The sequence below is a fragment of the Sporosarcina sp. FSL K6-1522 genome, assembly GCF_038622445.1.
Taxonomy (GTDB): domain Bacteria; phylum Bacillota; class Bacilli; order Bacillales_A; family Planococcaceae; genus Sporosarcina.
On record NZ_CP152019.1, the window covers coordinates 1174727 to 1190000 of the forward strand.

General features: G+C 43.8%; 18 protein-coding genes (1 of these 18 only partly in view). 17 read left to right on the plus strand and 1 reads right to left on the minus strand.

Going from position 1 to position 15274, the window contains the following annotated elements:
- Positions 1–53: 53 nt before the first annotated feature.
- From MKY34_RS05750 to MKY34_RS05760, 3 genes are all read left to right on the plus strand, one after another.
- Positions 54–1559, plus strand: coding sequence for a DEAD/DEAH box helicase (locus tag MKY34_RS05750; RefSeq protein ID WP_342514261.1), 1506 nt, complete (start codon positions 54–56; stop codon positions 1557–1559).
- A gap of 455 nt (positions 1560–2014) precedes the next feature.
- Positions 2015–2494: a PH domain-containing protein gene (locus MKY34_RS05755; RefSeq protein ID WP_342514262.1), complete on the plus strand. Its 480-nt coding sequence runs from the start codon at positions 2015–2017 to the stop codon at positions 2492–2494.
- Positions 2487–4025, plus strand: coding sequence for a PH domain-containing protein (locus tag MKY34_RS05760; RefSeq protein ID WP_342514263.1), 1539 nt, complete (start codon positions 2487–2489; stop codon positions 4023–4025). The genes MKY34_RS05755 and MKY34_RS05760 overlap by 8 nt, the downstream gene beginning before the upstream one ends.
- 41 nt (positions 4026–4066) lie before the next feature.
- Here MKY34_RS05760 and MKY34_RS05765 read toward each other — a convergent pair whose 3' ends face one another.
- Positions 4067–4672 carry a rhomboid family intramembrane serine protease gene (locus MKY34_RS05765; protein WP_342514264.1) on the minus strand — a complete coding sequence of 202 codons (606 nt, stop codon included), beginning with the start codon at positions 4670–4672 and terminating at the stop codon, positions 4067–4069.
- 257 nt (positions 4673–4929) lie between these two features.
- Between MKY34_RS05765 and acpS the strand changes: the two genes are divergently transcribed.
- From acpS to MKY34_RS05835, 14 genes are all read left to right on the plus strand, one after another.
- Positions 4930–5283, plus strand: coding sequence for a holo-ACP synthase (acpS, locus tag MKY34_RS05770; RefSeq protein WP_342514265.1), 354 nt, complete (start codon positions 4930–4932; stop codon positions 5281–5283).
- Positions 5284–5341: 58 nt separating this feature from the next.
- The gene (locus MKY34_RS05775) at positions 5342–6349 is read left to right on the plus strand and encodes an outer membrane lipoprotein carrier protein LolA (protein ID WP_342514266.1); all 1008 of its coding nucleotides are present in this window, start codon (positions 5342–5344) and stop codon (positions 6347–6349) included.
- Positions 6350–6417: 68 nt separating this feature from the next.
- Positions 6418–7548, plus strand: a complete 1131-nt coding sequence (alr, locus tag MKY34_RS05780) for an alanine racemase (protein WP_342514267.1) — start codon at positions 6418–6420, stop codon at positions 7546–7548.
- Between the two features lie 143 nt (positions 7549–7691).
- Complete coding sequence (locus MKY34_RS05785; protein ID WP_342515201.1) at positions 7692–7982, plus strand: transcriptional regulator; 291 nt, start codon at positions 7692–7694, stop codon at positions 7980–7982.
- 4 nt (positions 7983–7986) lie between these two features.
- Positions 7987–8337 (plus strand): type II toxin-antitoxin system PemK/MazF family toxin, encoded by a 351-nt coding sequence (locus tag MKY34_RS05790; RefSeq protein ID WP_192598932.1) that lies wholly within the window; start codon positions 7987–7989, stop codon positions 8335–8337.
- Positions 8338–8597: 260 nt separating this feature from the next.
- The gene (locus MKY34_RS05795; protein WP_342514268.1) at positions 8598–9425 is read left to right on the plus strand and encodes an STAS domain-containing protein; all 828 of its coding nucleotides are present in this window, start codon (positions 8598–8600) and stop codon (positions 9423–9425) included.
- Positions 9425–9787, plus strand: coding sequence for an STAS domain-containing protein (locus MKY34_RS05800; protein ID WP_342514269.1), 363 nt, complete (start codon positions 9425–9427; stop codon positions 9785–9787). The genes MKY34_RS05795 and MKY34_RS05800 overlap by 1 nt, the downstream gene beginning before the upstream one ends.
- A gap of 2 nt (positions 9788–9789) precedes the next feature.
- Positions 9790–10191: an anti-sigma regulatory factor gene (locus MKY34_RS05805; protein ID WP_342514270.1), complete on the plus strand. Its 402-nt coding sequence runs from the start codon at positions 9790–9792 to the stop codon at positions 10189–10191.
- Positions 10192–10205: 14 nt separating this feature from the next.
- On the plus strand, positions 10206–11219 hold the full coding sequence (locus tag MKY34_RS05810; protein ID WP_342514271.1) for a PP2C family protein-serine/threonine phosphatase: 1014 nt from the start codon (positions 10206–10208) through the stop codon (positions 11217–11219).
- A 150-nt stretch (positions 11220–11369) separates the two neighbouring features.
- On the plus strand, positions 11370–11711 hold the full coding sequence (locus MKY34_RS05815) for an STAS domain-containing protein (protein WP_342514272.1): 342 nt from the start codon (positions 11370–11372) through the stop codon (positions 11709–11711).
- The gene (gene rsbW, locus MKY34_RS05820) at positions 11698–12171 is read left to right on the plus strand and encodes an anti-sigma B factor RsbW (protein ID WP_342514273.1); all 474 of its coding nucleotides are present in this window, start codon (positions 11698–11700) and stop codon (positions 12169–12171) included. Before MKY34_RS05815 ends, rsbW begins: the two co-directional genes overlap by 14 nt.
- On the plus strand, positions 12146–12931 hold the full coding sequence (gene sigB, locus MKY34_RS05825; RefSeq protein WP_342514274.1) for an RNA polymerase sigma factor SigB: 786 nt from the start codon (positions 12146–12148) through the stop codon (positions 12929–12931). Before rsbW ends, sigB begins: the two co-directional genes overlap by 26 nt.
- The gene (locus MKY34_RS05830; RefSeq protein ID WP_342514275.1) at positions 12931–13527 is read left to right on the plus strand and encodes a PP2C family serine/threonine-protein phosphatase; all 597 of its coding nucleotides are present in this window, start codon (positions 12931–12933) and stop codon (positions 13525–13527) included. Before sigB ends, MKY34_RS05830 begins: the two co-directional genes overlap by 1 nt.
- Before the next feature lie 128 nt (positions 13528–13655).
- A protein-coding gene (locus tag MKY34_RS05835; protein ID WP_342515202.1) for a Tex family protein crosses the window boundary here: on the plus strand, positions 13656–15274 show its 5' portion. Its footprint extends 532 nt past the window's final position; only the first 1619 of its 2151 coding nucleotides appear in the window; its start codon is at positions 13656–13658; its stop codon lies off the right edge, out of view.

A 15274-nucleotide genomic window follows, 5' to 3' on the forward strand; every position in this document is an offset into this window, starting at 1 on the left:
TCATTTGCAAATGTAACCAATTGTCAAATGAAAAACAAAGGAGATTGAGAAGTTTGACAAAATTTTCAGAACTTAACATCAGTGCATCAACACAACGCTCATTAAGCAAAATGGGGTTTGAAGAAGCAACACCAATCCAAGAAGGAACAGTTAAATTTGGATTAGAAGGTCGCGACATTATCGGCCAGGCGCAAACGGGTACAGGGAAAACGGCGGCATTTAGTATTCCGATTATCGAAAAAATCGATACAAAAAATCCGGCAGTTCAGGCGCTTATCATTGCACCAACACGTGAATTGGCGATTCAGGTTTCTGAAGAAATCTACCGTATTGGTCACGACAAACGTGCACGTATTCTATCGGTTTACGGTGGACAGGAAATTGGACGTCAAATCCGCGCATTGCGTAATAATCCGCAAATCGTTGTAGGGACACCAGGACGTATTCTTGACCATATTAAACGCAAAACGTTGAAGCTTGACGGCGTACAGACGCTTGTTCTTGACGAAGCGGATGAAATGTTGAACATGGGCTTCATCGAAGACATTAATACAATCCTTGCAAGCGTGCCATCTGAGCGCCAGACGCTTCTATTCTCGGCTACTATGCCTGGACCAATCCGTAAAATTGCGGAAACGTTCATGAAAAACCCGGAAATCGTTAAAATCAAGTCAAAAGAAATGACTGTCGAAAATATCGATCAGTATTTCGTGAAATCACAAGAGCGTGAGAAGTTCGATATTCTTTCACGTCTACTAAATGTTCACCAACCAGAACTTGCGATTGTCTTCGGACGTACGAAACGTCGCGTTGACGAACTTTCTCATGCGCTAAGCATCCGCGGTTACCTTGCTGAAGGAATTCACGGAGACTTAACGCAAGCGAAACGTATGTCAGTTCTTCGCCAGTTTAAAGAAAATAAAATCGATATCCTTGTTGCAACAGACGTTGCGGCACGTGGGCTTGACATTTCAGGCGTAACACATGTCTATAACTTTGATATTCCACAAGATCCTGAAAGCTATGTTCACCGTATTGGTCGTACAGGTCGCGCAGGAAAAAGTGGAATGGCAGTTACATTTGTTACACCACGTGAAATGGGTTACCTACGCATCGTTGAAGAAACAACTAAAAAGCGCATGACGCCACTAACGCCTCCGTCTTCTGACGAAGCACTTGTTGGCCAACAGCGTCTTGCAGTTGAACAATTGACGGAAATCATCGAGAAAAACGAGTTGAGTGATTACACGCATCTTGCATCTGAAATGCTGGCTAAATTCGATGCAAATGACATCGTTGCAGCTGCACTTAAAACATTAACTCGTGAGCCGAACGATACGCCTGTATCGATTTCGGAAGAGCGTCCATTGCCAATGCGTGGCGGCGGTGGTAGTCGTGGTGGTTATAAAGGCAACCGCAGCGGCGGTCGTTCATTCGGCGGCGGCGGTGGTGGTCGCGGTTACGGCGGCGGATCACGTCGTAGCGGCGGAAGTCGTGACGGAGCAAGAAGAGATGGTGGCCGTTCACGCAGCAATAGCAGCCGTTCTGAATCAAAATAAACAACTGATACTCACATCCGAGATGCGTTCCATAAGCATCTCGGATTTTTTATACCTAGAAACATCTGGCTTATGGCGGGAGGCATCCGCAAGCGCCGAGCGTTGTTAGTAAGATTCTTTAGTTCAATTTATCTTCATTCAGCTGATCTTTTTGTACTGAAAGCGAAGCGCCAGCTACAGAAAACTCGCACCTCCATAGGTGGAGAGATGAATGCGGTTTTGTTTTTCTATTCAGTGGGTGTTCAAACGCCCGCTGAACGAAGATAAAGCCTCCGGCGGATGTCGCAGATTTTTGGAGGGGCTTTTCGAGTGAGCTCGAAAAAATCTAAATCAATTACGCCGAGGCGTAATTGATTTAGATTCATAAACAGATATTTATTTTTCACCAAAGTACTCAAATTAGTGAAACATTTCGCCTTCTCTAACGTATAGAGTACATAGAAAGAGGTGTTTAGATGAGAACGCAACCAGTGAACCAAATATCGGAAAAAGGATTGAAGGTTTGGAGATTGTACGGCATAATGCAAACGGCTGTTATTTTGTTATTGGCGATAGGTGTTGGTGTACTGACATACATATTTGAATGGCCGAAATGGATTTATGCCATCGCAGCAGGAGTAGTTATTTTGGTGGGTTATTTAATCATTTATTTATTTCCAAAGGTGAGATGGCTACGGTGGCGTTATGAAGTGCGCGAATCCGAAATTGAGTTGCAGCATGGCTTGTTCATTGTCAAACGAACGCTAATCCCGATGGTGCGGGTGCAACATGTAGATACAGCGCAGGGTCCCATTCTTCGTAAATATGATTTAGCAGAAATTACGATTTCAACGGCTGCTACAAACCATACGATTCCTGCGCTTATCACGGAAGAAGCGGATGAGCTGCGTAGAAGGATTTCAGTGCTCGCAAGGGTGGCGGAAGACGATGTCTGATAAGCGCTTTAAACTACATTGGATTACTGCTGTCATTGAAGTGTTGAAAACGCTAAAAGAGATGATTTTACCGCTAATTGTCCTTTTTTTTGCCAATGGACTAAAGGATATGGGAACAGGTAAATGGTATATCGATTATGCATCCTTTATTATTTTCGGCGTGTTGCTAATTGCGTTTTTGGTTACAGGTATTATTAAATGGAAACGATTTGAATATTGGTTTGAGGAAGACGAATTACGGATTGAATATGGGTTGTTTGTGAAGAAAAAACGCTATATCCCGTTCGATCGGATTCAAAGCCTCGATCATACAGAAGGCATTTTACATCGGCCGCTTAAACTGGTCAAAGTGAAGGTAGAAACAGCGGGGAGTTCGTCTGCGAAGCAATCGGAAGCAGAATTGACGGCGATTACGAAAGAGGCTGCCAAAGAAATTGAAAGTGAAATGGCAGCAGCAAAAATGAGGAAAAAAGCGGTTCCTGTAGAAGATGGTATGCCGATATTGGAGGTTCCTGTAGTAGAGGACGCAAAAGTACGGTCGGTCTTTACGATGTCAGCGAAAGATTTGTTTATTCTTGCGACAACATCGGGAGGAATTGGTGTCATACTTTCGGGTGCAGCAATCTTTTTATCGCAATTCTCAGAGATGATTCCGTATGAATGGATGTATGAAGAGATTTCGAGTTTTGTGAAGTATGGCTTGTTAATCGTTGCTATCGCGGTATTCATGGGATTTGTTGTTGTCTGGGGTTTGTCAGTCGCGATGATGTTCTTTTCCTACTATGGTTTTTCCGTAGTGCTTGACGAGCAAGACATCGTCATAACGCGTGGTCTTTTAGAAAAAAAGCGGATGACGGTTCCGTTAAATCGAGTTCAAAGTGTCCGGGTTATTGAAAATCCTCTACGGCAGATGTTCGGCTATGCCGCAGTTGTCATTCATAGTGCGGGGGGAGGCGGAGCGGAAGGGGCAAAAATCAATCTGTTTCCTCTCGTGAAAAAGGCGGATATTGACGGTCCATTAAGCGAAATATTCCCGGATCTCAATCTCGATGAGCCAAGGCAAAAGTTACCGGCCAGAGGACGGCGTTTTTATTACCGCATGGACTTCTTTTGGATGATTCCGGTGGTCGGTGCATTAGGGTACTTTTTCTTTCCTTACGGTCTATTATCGCTACTCATTATCCCGCTCGTTATTGTCTTTGGTTTATGGCAACATCGCTCTGCATCCTACGCACTTTCAGGGCATCAGCTAACGATACGTTACCGTGGATTTAGCTTACAAACGACGTATTTGATGAAGAAGCGCATTCAATCGATGGAAATGCGACAAAACTATTTCCACAAACGTCAACGTGTTGCAACGCTATTTGCGAGTGTTAAATCGGGGATGGGGATTTTCAATGCGCAAGTTTACCATATGGAAGAAACAGAAGCGGAACGTATCCTTTCTTGGTATGAACCTTCCGTCCCGATTAAGAAAAACGCAAGTACCTTGGTTGGCGAGCTTGAAGATAAAGGCGCTGAAGCCTAAGGGGAAAATGAAAAAAAGGACAGCTGGGGTAACCCGCTGTCCTATCTTTTTCTCCAACTAATAATTCGTTTTGGATGGAAGTAACTCAGTCCGATGAGGAATCCGACGACTAAGCCTGTAATGTGGGACGTGGCATTAATGTTGGATTGTAGAAAGGTCATAATCGTACCGATTGCAATAATGGGTAAGATGATTTGCCTTAACTGGGGTAAAATGTGCTTTGTGTAATAGACAAGCGCACCAAATGCACCGAGAATCCCATAAATTGCACCACTAGCGCCGACGCTTGCATATTCGAGTGGTTGTAGGAAATACGTTGCGATATTCCCGAAGATGCCAGCGAGTAAGTAAATTGTGAGGAAGCGTGCTTTGCCGGCAATTTTTTCGAGTTCAGGTCCGAATATAAACAAAGAGAACATGTTGAATAGTAAGTGCATGAAATCAGCATGTAAGAACATGGGTGTAACTAATCGCCACCAATCACCCTCTGCAATCCAAGCATTGACACCGACTCCAAAGAAGTAGACTTCATTTCCGATAACCGGAATAAGTGTGACGAGGTGGGTCAGGATATTCAACGCAAGGAAGAACGTGACAACAGGGTAAAGCCGAATGTATTGTGAAAAGCTTTCTGTACGGACAAACATTTTTTCACCTCAATTTATTTATTTTGATTCAGCAGAAGACTCTCTCTTCTGTATGGGGAGGTGAATGCTCGTTTTGTTTTTCTTCAGCGGATGCTCAAATGCTCGCTGAATCAAAATAAAGCCTCCGGCGGATGTCACAGATTTTTTTAAGGGGGAGGTTTTTCAAGCTCGCTCGAAAAAATCTGGACGCAATTACGCTTAGGCGTAATTCATTCATTATACCGTTTTTCACGACGGGATGGAAAGGAGGAGCCATTATGATTACTGGAATTGGGCTAGATATCGTTGAACTGGATCGTATTGCAAAATTAGATGCTCGGTCGTCGAAGTTTCGAGCACGTATATTAACTGCGGATGAATTGGCGATTTATGAGACGCTTGCTGATCATCGCAGAACGGAATTCCTTGCGGGACGATTTGCGGGGAAAGAGGCATTTGCCAAAGCGAAGGGTACAGGTATCGGTACGGAGTGTAACTTTACGGATATATCGATTGTGCCGGAAGCTAGTGGGAAACCGACTGTTTATTTTAAAGGCTATCCCATCGTGGGTTTTATTTCTATCACACATACGCAAACCGTTGCGGCAGCACAAGTAATCCTTCTTGCATAATTGTTCGTCCTTCCTCATAAGATGACCTACCCGATTGAAATGAGAAAGGATGAACTGTATGCGTAGCCGGATCTTTGCATTTTTTTTAATTGTAGTCATGGTAATGCTTGCGGCATGTGGTGCACCATCGAAAGAGGATGTTATGAAGAAGTTGAGTGGCAAATGGAACGATGCAAAAGGGTATGACTTGCAAGCGACGATGGAAATTAAGACTGGGTCGGAGCCGCGACTGTATGATGTAGCTGTTTGGCATACGAAGCCCGAATTTTACCGTGTCAACGTGACGCAAAATGGCAGCAAGGATTCACAAATGATTGTTCGCAATGACGAAGGGGTATTTGTTGTGACACCGTCACTTGGGAAAACGTATAAATTCCAAAGTGATTGGCCTGCACAAAACAGTCAGGCGTATTTAATAGGTGCTTTGTCAGGAGACATTCAAGCAGATAAAAATGCGACGATGACGGAAAAAGACAAAACGTACGTATTTGAAACGGCAACACGAAATAATCATAAGAAGGTCTTGCCTACCCAGCAAATTCACATTGATAAGAAAACCTTGTTGCCGACACATGTCTCTGTTTTGGATGAAAACAAAGAAGAGAAAATACGGATTTCGTTTAAAAAGATTACACTTGGAACGGCGCGGGGAGCTAAGGATTACGCGGTAGAAATGGATGGCGCGAATACGGAGAAAGAGAAAAAGCCGACAAGTGGAGAACAAGTTAGTTTGCAAACCTATTATCCTTCGGTCGCTTGGAAAGATGTGACGATGACAACGGAGGACGTTGTAAAGCTGGAGAATGGTACGCGCACTTTCATGACTTTTGAAGGGGCGAAGGAATATGTCATTATTCAGGAACCAGCCGTTGCACCTGATGATAGTACAATACCAGTTGCCATTGAGGGAGATCCTGTTGACCTTGGATTCACAGTCGCTGCATTAACAGAAACGTCTATTCGTTGGGAAGCTAATGGCGTGTCGTTCTTTATCGCATCAGAGACGTTGACGCAAGATGAAATGATTGAAGTCGCTTCTTCGATGAAGGCGGAAGGAATGAAATAACCATGGTTGACGGGTAACAGGGTGGGGAATGATAATAGAGAGGACTACATGTAAATGAGGAGATTATCGTGGAGAACTCTATTTATTATCGCCCGACCCAAGCAATTGTTAATCTTGATGCAATACGAGGTAATATCGCAAGACTACAGCAATATCTAGCCACTGGTACATCAGTCATTGCGGTTGTGAAAGCGGATGGCTACGGCCACGGAGAGGTGGAAGTAGCCCGTGCTGCTTTTGAAGCAGGTGTGGAAATGGTATCCGTTGCTACACCGGATGAGGCTGTTCAACTTCGCAAGGCAGGTATAACTGGGGATATCCTAGTGATGGGACCATCCCCAACTGCTTTTGCTAAAACGGCGGCAGAACTAGACATTACGATTGCCGTTTCGAATGCAGAATGGTTACAAGTGGTGCTTGCCGACGGTATACCGATTGAAAAACAATTAAAAATCCATGTAAAAATTGATAGTGGGATGGGTAGAATTGGACTGCGGGATTCGGATGCACTTGATTCCCTTATATCGGTTATTCATCGGTCTAAGACGGTTATCTTGGACGGAATCTTCACACACTTTGCTTGTGCAGATGAAGAAAGTCCAGGTAAAACGAAAGAGCAGTTTGAAAAATTCATGGCATTGGTACAACAGTTACCGGAGAAGCCGCGGCTTGTCCATGCTTCGAATAGTGCAGCAACACTCCTCTATCCTGAGTATGCACTTGATGCGGTGCGCTTTGGTATCAGTTTGTATGGCATTGCGCCTTCAGAATATGTAGGTGGTCAATTACCGATTCAACTTGAAAAAGCCATGTCGATTGAAAGTGAACTTGCGCATGTGAAGCGGCTACCAGCTAGTGAGCAGATTAGTTATGGTGGCACTTATGAAACAACGGAAGACGAATGGATTGGAACGATTCCAGTTGGCTATGCCGATGGTTTGCGACGTGGCTTGCGTGGGCAGGAAGTGCTCATTGGAGGGCAACGTATGCCTCTTGTTGGTACGATCTGTATGGACCAATGCATGGTGAAGCTTCCGAGGGAAATGCCAGTTGGGGAAAAAGTAGTACTCATTGGCCGACAAGGTGATGAGGAAATACCGATGGAAGAGTGGGCAGAAAAGCTCGGCACAATTCCATATGAAATTGCCGTTGCCATTGCGAAGCGCGTACCGAGAATATATACGGGGATAGATGGGTAACATGTATAATATCCGTACTTTCGACAAAGAAACGAAATAGTTCTGCAGAATCCTGTCAATAAATTTCCTTCTATGTCTTCTCATTGTCGATATTCAATGGTAAGATGGACTTGTATTGAAATGAGGGAACGGCTTTGTCGGAGGTGCTGACGTTGCGCGCAAATAAAAACATGAAAGAAATCATCGTGAAAATTCCGAAACGGATGCTGAACGAAAATGAACATACGGTCGTCCATCAGGAGCCGGAGCGTGGGGATTTCGTTTATATTTCAACCAAACGATACGTAACTGATTATGAATCGGATACGATCAGGGAAGAAATGATGAAGGGTTATGTCGAAATGTCGCAAATTAACCTAAAAATTGCTACGGAATGCTTGCACTTAGAGTTTGAAGCCCAGCATACGGTGGAACGTCTCGTAAGCGGAGGATGAAAAGTTGGCAATAAAACGTGGAGACGTCTTTTTTGCAGATTTGTCGCCAGTCGTGGGATCTGAACAGGGAGGCACGAGGCCAGTCCTTGTCATTCAAAATGACATTGGCAATCGATTCAGTCCAACGGTTATCATTGCGGCGATTACTGCGCAAATCCAAAAAGCAAAATTGCCGACACATGTCGAAATTGATGCGGCGCGTTATGGATTCGAGCGGGATTCAGTTATTCTGCTCGAACAAGTCCGCACAATCGATAAGTCGAGGCTTACTGATAAGATTACACATCTAGACGAATTCTTGATGGAACAGGTCGACGAAGCACTCGAAGTCAGCTTCGGCCTCGTCAAATTCTAAGCATACATATAAAAGAAACGCCACGGGTATCTAGCCTGTGGTGTTTTTTCGTCATTGTATGGAAATTATAATGTTACCTAATCTCCAGCGGGAGGCATCCGCAAGCGCCGAGCGTTGTTTACCGAGTTATGCTTCGCGGGGGCGTTTAGTCAGAAAGAGAATTACGAATATTTCACCAACTGTCAACAAAAAGAGTGTATTGCCTCTTTTTTTTCGCTACAATAGAAATAGTATAAATTTTTATTAAGCAGGAGGTCTTTATGAACAAACAAATGGTAGAGGGTATTAATCAATATATGGATGATATTATTAAACGTTGGCAATTGAGTATGAAAGATGAAAAGGGCGAACGTTTTTTTTATCTGATGTCGACGGATCTTATTGAAAAAACAAGTAGAGAATTTGCGGCATTAATGATTTCGAATATAGCGGAGAATGATGTTATTAATTCCGAAAAGTTGAATGACTTTACGGAGAAGGTTGTGCGCTTTGGATGGTCCGTGAAGTTTGTGGACAAGGCGATTGAAAATTTTTCTCGAATCACATTTGATTTATTAGAAGAGCGAGGAGTTATTGGGGAAAATAATTTGCGCGCGGTTTTTGAGGTCTTTATGAATTGGATTAACCCATTGCGCGGCAGTATTATAGAAGCTTACTCAATGGAATGGGAGCGGACGGTTAGTTTGCAAAAGATTGCCTTACAAGAATTATCTGCGTCATTAATTCCTGTTTTTGATAAGATTTCGGTGATGCCACTTGTCGGAACCATTGATACAGAACGTGCCAAGCTGATAATGGAGAATTTATTGGAAGGCGTCGTGAAGCAGCGTGCGGAAGTTGTTCTTCTTGATATTACGGGTGTACCTGTCGTCGACACGATGGTTGCACATCATATTATTCAGGCAGCAGATGCGGTTCGGCTTGTAGGTGCGAAATGTATGCTCGTCGGCATTCGACCTGAAATTGCCCAAACGATTGTGACACTCGGCATCAATTTGAATGATTTTACAACAACAAGTACGCTGCGACGCGGGATGCAGGAGGCCTTGAAACTGACAAACCGAACAATAGTGGAGGATGAACAATAATGAAAATGCGAATCCCAATTTTAAAATTGAAAGAAACCTTAATCGTATCTATTCAGTGGGAACTTGATGATCAGACAGCGATACAATTCCAGGAAGATTTATTGGAAAAAATGCATGAAACATCAGCAAGAGGGATTGTGATTGATTTGACACCGATTGATTTCATTGATTCTTTTATTGCAAAAGTGTTGGGTGATGTTATTAGTATGTCTGGCTTGATGGGAGCAAAAGTTGTGATTACAGGGATTCAGCCAGCAGTTGCGATTACACTCATTGAACTTGGAATCCGTCTGGAGAATGTACTGACGGCGCTTGATCTTGAAAATGGATTGGACAAACTTCATAAAGAATTGGAGGCCTGACCATGGAATACCGGTCTTCTGTAGAGATATATACGGAATGGGATATTGTTGCCGCCCGACAGCTAGGCCGGAATGAAGCGAAGGAATCTGGCTTTGGCGCGGTTGATCAGGCGCGAATTACGACAGCAATTAGCGAGTTAGCTCGCAATATCTATTTGTATGCGGGGAAAGGAAAAATTGAGATTAAAAGGATTTCAGAGAATGGTTTATCGGGCATTACCATTATTGCTTCTGACGTAGGACCAGGAATTCCTGATGTGCGTAAAGTAATGGAGGATGGTTTTTCGACTTCAGGGGGACTGGGTGCTGGGATGCCGGGAGTCAAAAGGTTGATGGATGAATTTAAAGTGGAAACGGAACTTGGTGAAGGCACGGTGATTACTGCGACAAAATGGCTTCGATAGGGGGATGATAGGGAATGCCTGAAAGGGTTGTGGAACAGTATAAAGAATTATTACAGCAATATATCAATCGTCCAAATGAAGGAGATTTGTATATGGGGCAGCAGTTTAGCAGGCGCTTCATAGAAAAGGAGATTTCTCCTGAGGAAGTCATCAGTATTCACAAAATGGCGTATGCTGAAATCTATCCCGAGATGTCGGAAAAGTTGTCGAATTCGTACGATTTTTTAATTGAAATGATGATTCATTATGGACTGGCTCTTAGAGAACATCAGAGCTTAATCCGCAAACAGGAAGAAATCCAGATGGAGATGAATGTCGCGACGAAAGTGCAGGAGCGATTGTTGAAGACGACGATACCAACTATTAAAGGCCTTGATATTGGATTTTTATCGGAACCTGCAAAGCAAATGAGTGGGGATTACATATATTTTTTGACTGGTGATAGCGGTGAGGCGTGTGTAGCGGTGGCGGATGTCATCGGAAAAGGGATACCGGCAGCTATTTGTATGTCGATGATTAAATTCGGTATGGATGGGCTGCGCGATGAAAATACGAGTCCGCATAATGTATTGGATATTGTAAATCGAATCGTGGAAAAAAGCGTGAACGATTCCATGTTCATCTCCATGTTTTACGGAAAATATCATGCGGAAAATGCAAATTTTTCTTACGCGTCAGCTGGTCATGAGCCGGCACTTCTCTATCGAGCGATTGACGGAACGTTTACAGAACTAGATGCCAAAGGGCTTCTTCTCGGTGTACAGTCAGACGTCGTTTACGAAGAACGATCGGTTGTCTTGGAAGAAGGCGACTTTGTTGTCATGATGACAGACGGGGTAACAGAAGTCCGAACGGAGAATGGTTTTCTAGGGAGTGATGATCTCAAGGCGTTGATTGCGAAGAAAAAGGATTTGTCTGCGCAATCTATTGCAGATGCTTTGTATAACGAGTTGGCTGCATTACAAGACTTTCAATTAAGAGATGATTTTACAATCGTTATTTTCAAAAAAGATCAGAAAAAGGTTTAAGTTATTCAAGGGCAGGGTATGTATATCGGTATGTGAACTTTTTTAGTCTATGCAATGAGCGGAAAGTTTCAACGAAGAAAAGAGCAGCTTTTAGCTGTTAGACTCCGAGATTCTAGAGAGAATACAATAAAAGAGATTTGGGGTGTAGAGATGACTTTACAAGTCGAGTTGTTGGAGAAAGATTGTGTTCAACGCTTTAAAATTGTTGGTGAAATTGATGCCTTTACGGCTCCGGTGTTACGAGAGCACTTAGGGGCTGTGGAGCAAGTTGAGGGTATGCAGGTAGAGGTGGATCTTACTGAAGTGGATTATATGGATAGTACGGGTCTCGGGATTTTTGTCGGTTTTTATAAAGCGATCAAGGCAAAGAATGGCCACTTAAAAATTACCGGCGTCAATGCACGACTGCAGCGACTTTTTGAAATTACGGGCTTAGGTGCCATCATGGATATTGAAACAGAAGAAAGTAGGGACGCAGATGCAACCGTATGATTATATTGAAATAAGGGTACCAGCCAAAGCGCAATATGTTGGTGTCGCACGCTTGACGATTTCGGGACTCGCAAGTCGCCTCGGTTTTACATACGATGAAATCGAGGACTTGAAAATTGCATCGAGCGAAGCGATTACCAACGCCGTGCAGCATGCATATCGAGACGATGAAGAAGGCGAGATTGTTGTTGGTTGTGCTCTTTTTGAAGATAAGCTTGAAATTATGGTTGCAGATAACGGGAAAAGCTTTGATTTTGCCACAACGAAGCAAAATGTAGGCCCTTATAATGAGCGTGACGAAGTGCAGTTTCTTCGGGAAGGTGGCTTAGGTTTGTATCTCATGGAGACACTTATGGATGATGTGAAAGTTCATCGTGAGGAGGGTGTGACGGTCTTCATGACCAAATATCTCGACAGGGAACGAGGCGATGAGCATGTCAAAAGAACAGCCTCCTCGTGAATCTGGGACAAAAGAGCATGTACTACAATGGATCAAACAATACCAGGAAACGAATGATGAAGAGGCGCAAACGAATTTGGTCATGCATTATGAGCGTCTCGTTCAATCGATTGCCCGCAAATACTCCAGTGGAAAGGCTTATCATGAGGACATTGTCCAAGTGGGAATGCTGGGCCTTCTCGGAGCAATTCGTCGCTATGATCCTGAATTCGGGAGAAGCTTCGAGGCATTTGCGGTGCCAACAATCATTGGAGAAATTAAGCGCTTTCTGCGTGATAAGACATGGGCGGTTCATGTTCCGAGGCGCATTAAGGAACTAGGCCCTAAAATTAAGGTGGCTGTGGAGATCTTGACAACGGAACTGCAGCGTTCGCCATTAGTGGGTGAGATCGCACACTATTTAGATGTGGATGAAGAGTTAATCCTTGAGGCGATGGAGATGGGAAGAAGTTATCAAGCGCTTTCCATGGATCATACGTTGGAAGCGGATTCGGAAGGTGGCACGGTGACATTATTCGATATCATCGGCGCAATGGATGAAGGTTTTGAAAAGACTGATCAGCGCATGCTTGTGGCAAATGCTTTGCGTGTACTATCCGAACGTGAGAAGCAAATTGTTCAGTATACATACATTGAACAGCTGAGCCAAAAGGAAGCGGGAGATCGGTTGGGGATCTCACAAATGCACGTATCCAGGTTACAGCGTAAAGCGATAAAGAAATTACAGGAAGCGATATTAGCAGCTGGTGGTGTATCATAGTGGAGATTTTTAACAGTGAAAAAGTCGAGGCTTATGTTTATCAGGAAGCTAAGCAAGGGAATCGGGAATGTGGAGATGCGTATTACCTCTACTCTGGGGAAGATTATTTTATATGTGCAATTGCCGATGGACTCGGTAATGGACCAATTGCGCGTCAATCGGCAATTGTTGTGCCGGAAATGCTGGAAAAGTATCATGATGAAACGCCTGATGAACTCCTCTTGCGCTGCAATGAGCAGATGGTGAAAAAGCGGGGGGCGGCCGTTGCGATTGTGAAAGCAGATTATCACCGGCAAATAATCCAGTACAGTTGTGTTGGCAACGTTCGTTTTTATATGTTGCATAATCGATTGCAGATGATCTATCCGCTTCCTGTTATGGGTTATTTATCAGGTAGACCTCAAAAGTTAAGAACACAAGAGTATGCATATGAGAAGGGGGATTTGTTTTTCCTTCATTCAGATGGCGTTGTGCTGAAAAGTCCAAAAGCACTTTTGAAAGGAAGCTTAGGTCCGTACGAACTTTATCATAATGTATTAGAAACAATTGAACATGGTGATGATGTCACTTTTATAGCGGGAAGCCTGCTTCTGTAAATTGGGAAGTAGGTTTTTTATCTTTGTTCAGCAGTAAACTTGATTCGAAATCCAGATGCAATTACGCCAAGGTGTAATTGATGTTAAAATAAGGTCATGAAGAAAGGGTGGTTTTATTGACAGGACATATCGTTGAGGCGACGGCTGGAAAAGCAGCTGTCAGTGTACGGCAAACTGAAAAAGTAATTGCGTTACTCGATCAGGGTAACACAGTCCCGTTTATCGCAAGGTATCGAAAAGAGGAAACAGGTTCGCTAGATGAAGTGCAGATTAAGGCGATTGAAGATGCGTATAGCTATGTAAAAGGGCTCGAACAGCGAAAAGAAGAAGTGATTCGCTTAATTGATGAACAAGGAAAGTTAGATGAAGAACTTAGAAAATCGATTGAAAGTGCTACTGTACTACAACGAATTGAAGATTTGTATAGACCCTTTAAACAAAAAAGGCGTACACGTGCCATGATTGCGATTGAAAGTGGACTGGAGCCGCTTGCCGATCAGCTACTGACATTTTCGACGAGTGTGCCTGAAGAAATTGCCGAGCCTTTCGTTAATGAAGAAGCTGGTGTGAAGTCGATTGAAGATGCTTTGGCGGGAGCGCGTGACATTATAGCTGAGCGTTTTGCCGACGATGCTGCGATTCGTGAAAATATTCGTAAGTTGACATGGGCACATGGTTTAATTGTGTCTGCGCTACGAAAGGGTGCGGAAGATGAGCGCAATGTTTATGGGAACTACTATGAATACGAGGAACCGCTAAAGAAAATTGTTCCGCATCGTGTGTTGGCTTTGAATCGCGGTGAAAAAGAAGAGGTGCTACGTATAGGAATCTCTTTTCCTACGGAACGAATTATCGGCGGGCTTGAACGTGAATTGATTCGCAAAGGGCATGTGCCAGCTGCTACTCAAGTGAAGGAAGCTATTGAAGATGCATTTAAACGGTTAATAGCGCCTTCGATTGAACGAGAAGTGAGGGCGGCGTTGACGGAAAAGGCGGAGGAGCAAGCCATTCATGTGTTTTCAGAAAACCTGAAGAGCTTGTTGCTACAGCCACCGTTGAAAGGGAAAGTAGTACTTGGGCTAGATCCAGCTTTTCGGACGGGCTGTAAACTGGCGGTTGTTGATGAAACGGGGAAACTCCTTGATATCTCTGTCGTCTATCCACACCCACCTAAGCCGGAAAAGGAAAAGTCAAAACGCATTATTTTAGAGTTGCTGAACAAGTACCCAATCACAATCATTGCAATTGGTAATGGAACTGCTTCACGTGAGTCTGAGCTATTTGTTGTGGAATGCATAAAAGAAGCGCAAACAGGCGTCTCATACGTCATCGTCAATGAAGCGGGTGCGAGTGTTTACTCAGCTTCGCCGCAAGCGCGTGAAGAATTCCCAGACTTACAGGTTGAACAAAGGAGTGCCGTATCGATAGCGCGTCGTTTACAAGACCCACTATCTGAACTTGTGAAAATCGACCCGGGCTCCGTTGGTGTTGGGCAATACCAGCATGACGTTGCTAAAAAGCGATTATCGGAGTCGTTGACATTTGTTGTGGAGACGGCGGTAAACCGTGTAGGTGTCGATGTCAATACAGCTTCTTCATCACTTCTTCAATATGTTGCAGGTCTTTCGAAGACTGTTGCGGAAAATATTGTGAAATCCCGTGAAGAAAATGGTTTATTTACGAAGCGCGCGCAGTTGAAAAAAGTTCCCCGACTTGGTGCCAAGACATATGAACAGGCAATTGGCTT

Coding starts and splice junctions, on each gene's coding strand:
- MKY34_RS05800 (WP_342514269.1), top strand. CDS start 9,425: ATGAAAATGCGAATCCCAATTTTAAAATTGAAAGAAACCTTAATCGTA.
- acpS (WP_342514265.1), top strand. CDS start 4,930: ATGATTACTGGAATTGGGCTAGATATCGTTGAACTGGATCGTATTGCA.
- rsbW (WP_342514273.1), top strand. CDS start 11,698: ATGCAACCGTATGATTATATTGAAATAAGGGTACCAGCCAAAGCGCAA.
- MKY34_RS05760 (WP_342514263.1), top strand. CDS start 2,487: ATGTCTGATAAGCGCTTTAAACTACATTGGATTACTGCTGTCATTGAA.
- MKY34_RS05815 (WP_342514272.1), top strand. CDS start 11,370: ATGACTTTACAAGTCGAGTTGTTGGAGAAAGATTGTGTTCAACGCTTT.
- MKY34_RS05805 (WP_342514270.1), top strand. CDS start 9,790: ATGGAATACCGGTCTTCTGTAGAGATATATACGGAATGGGATATTGTT.
- MKY34_RS05775 (WP_342514266.1), top strand. CDS start 5,342: ATGCGTAGCCGGATCTTTGCATTTTTTTTAATTGTAGTCATGGTAATG.
- MKY34_RS05755 (WP_342514262.1), top strand. CDS start 2,015: ATGAGAACGCAACCAGTGAACCAAATATCGGAAAAAGGATTGAAGGTT.
- MKY34_RS05810 (WP_342514271.1), top strand. CDS start 10,206: ATGCCTGAAAGGGTTGTGGAACAGTATAAAGAATTATTACAGCAATAT.
- MKY34_RS05765 (WP_342514264.1), bottom strand. CDS start 4,672: ATGTTTGTCCGTACAGAAAGCTTTTCACAATACATTCGGCTTTACCCT.
- sigB (WP_342514274.1), top strand. CDS start 12,146: ATGTCAAAAGAACAGCCTCCTCGTGAATCTGGGACAAAAGAGCATGTA.
- MKY34_RS05795 (WP_342514268.1), top strand. CDS start 8,598: ATGAACAAACAAATGGTAGAGGGTATTAATCAATATATGGATGATATT.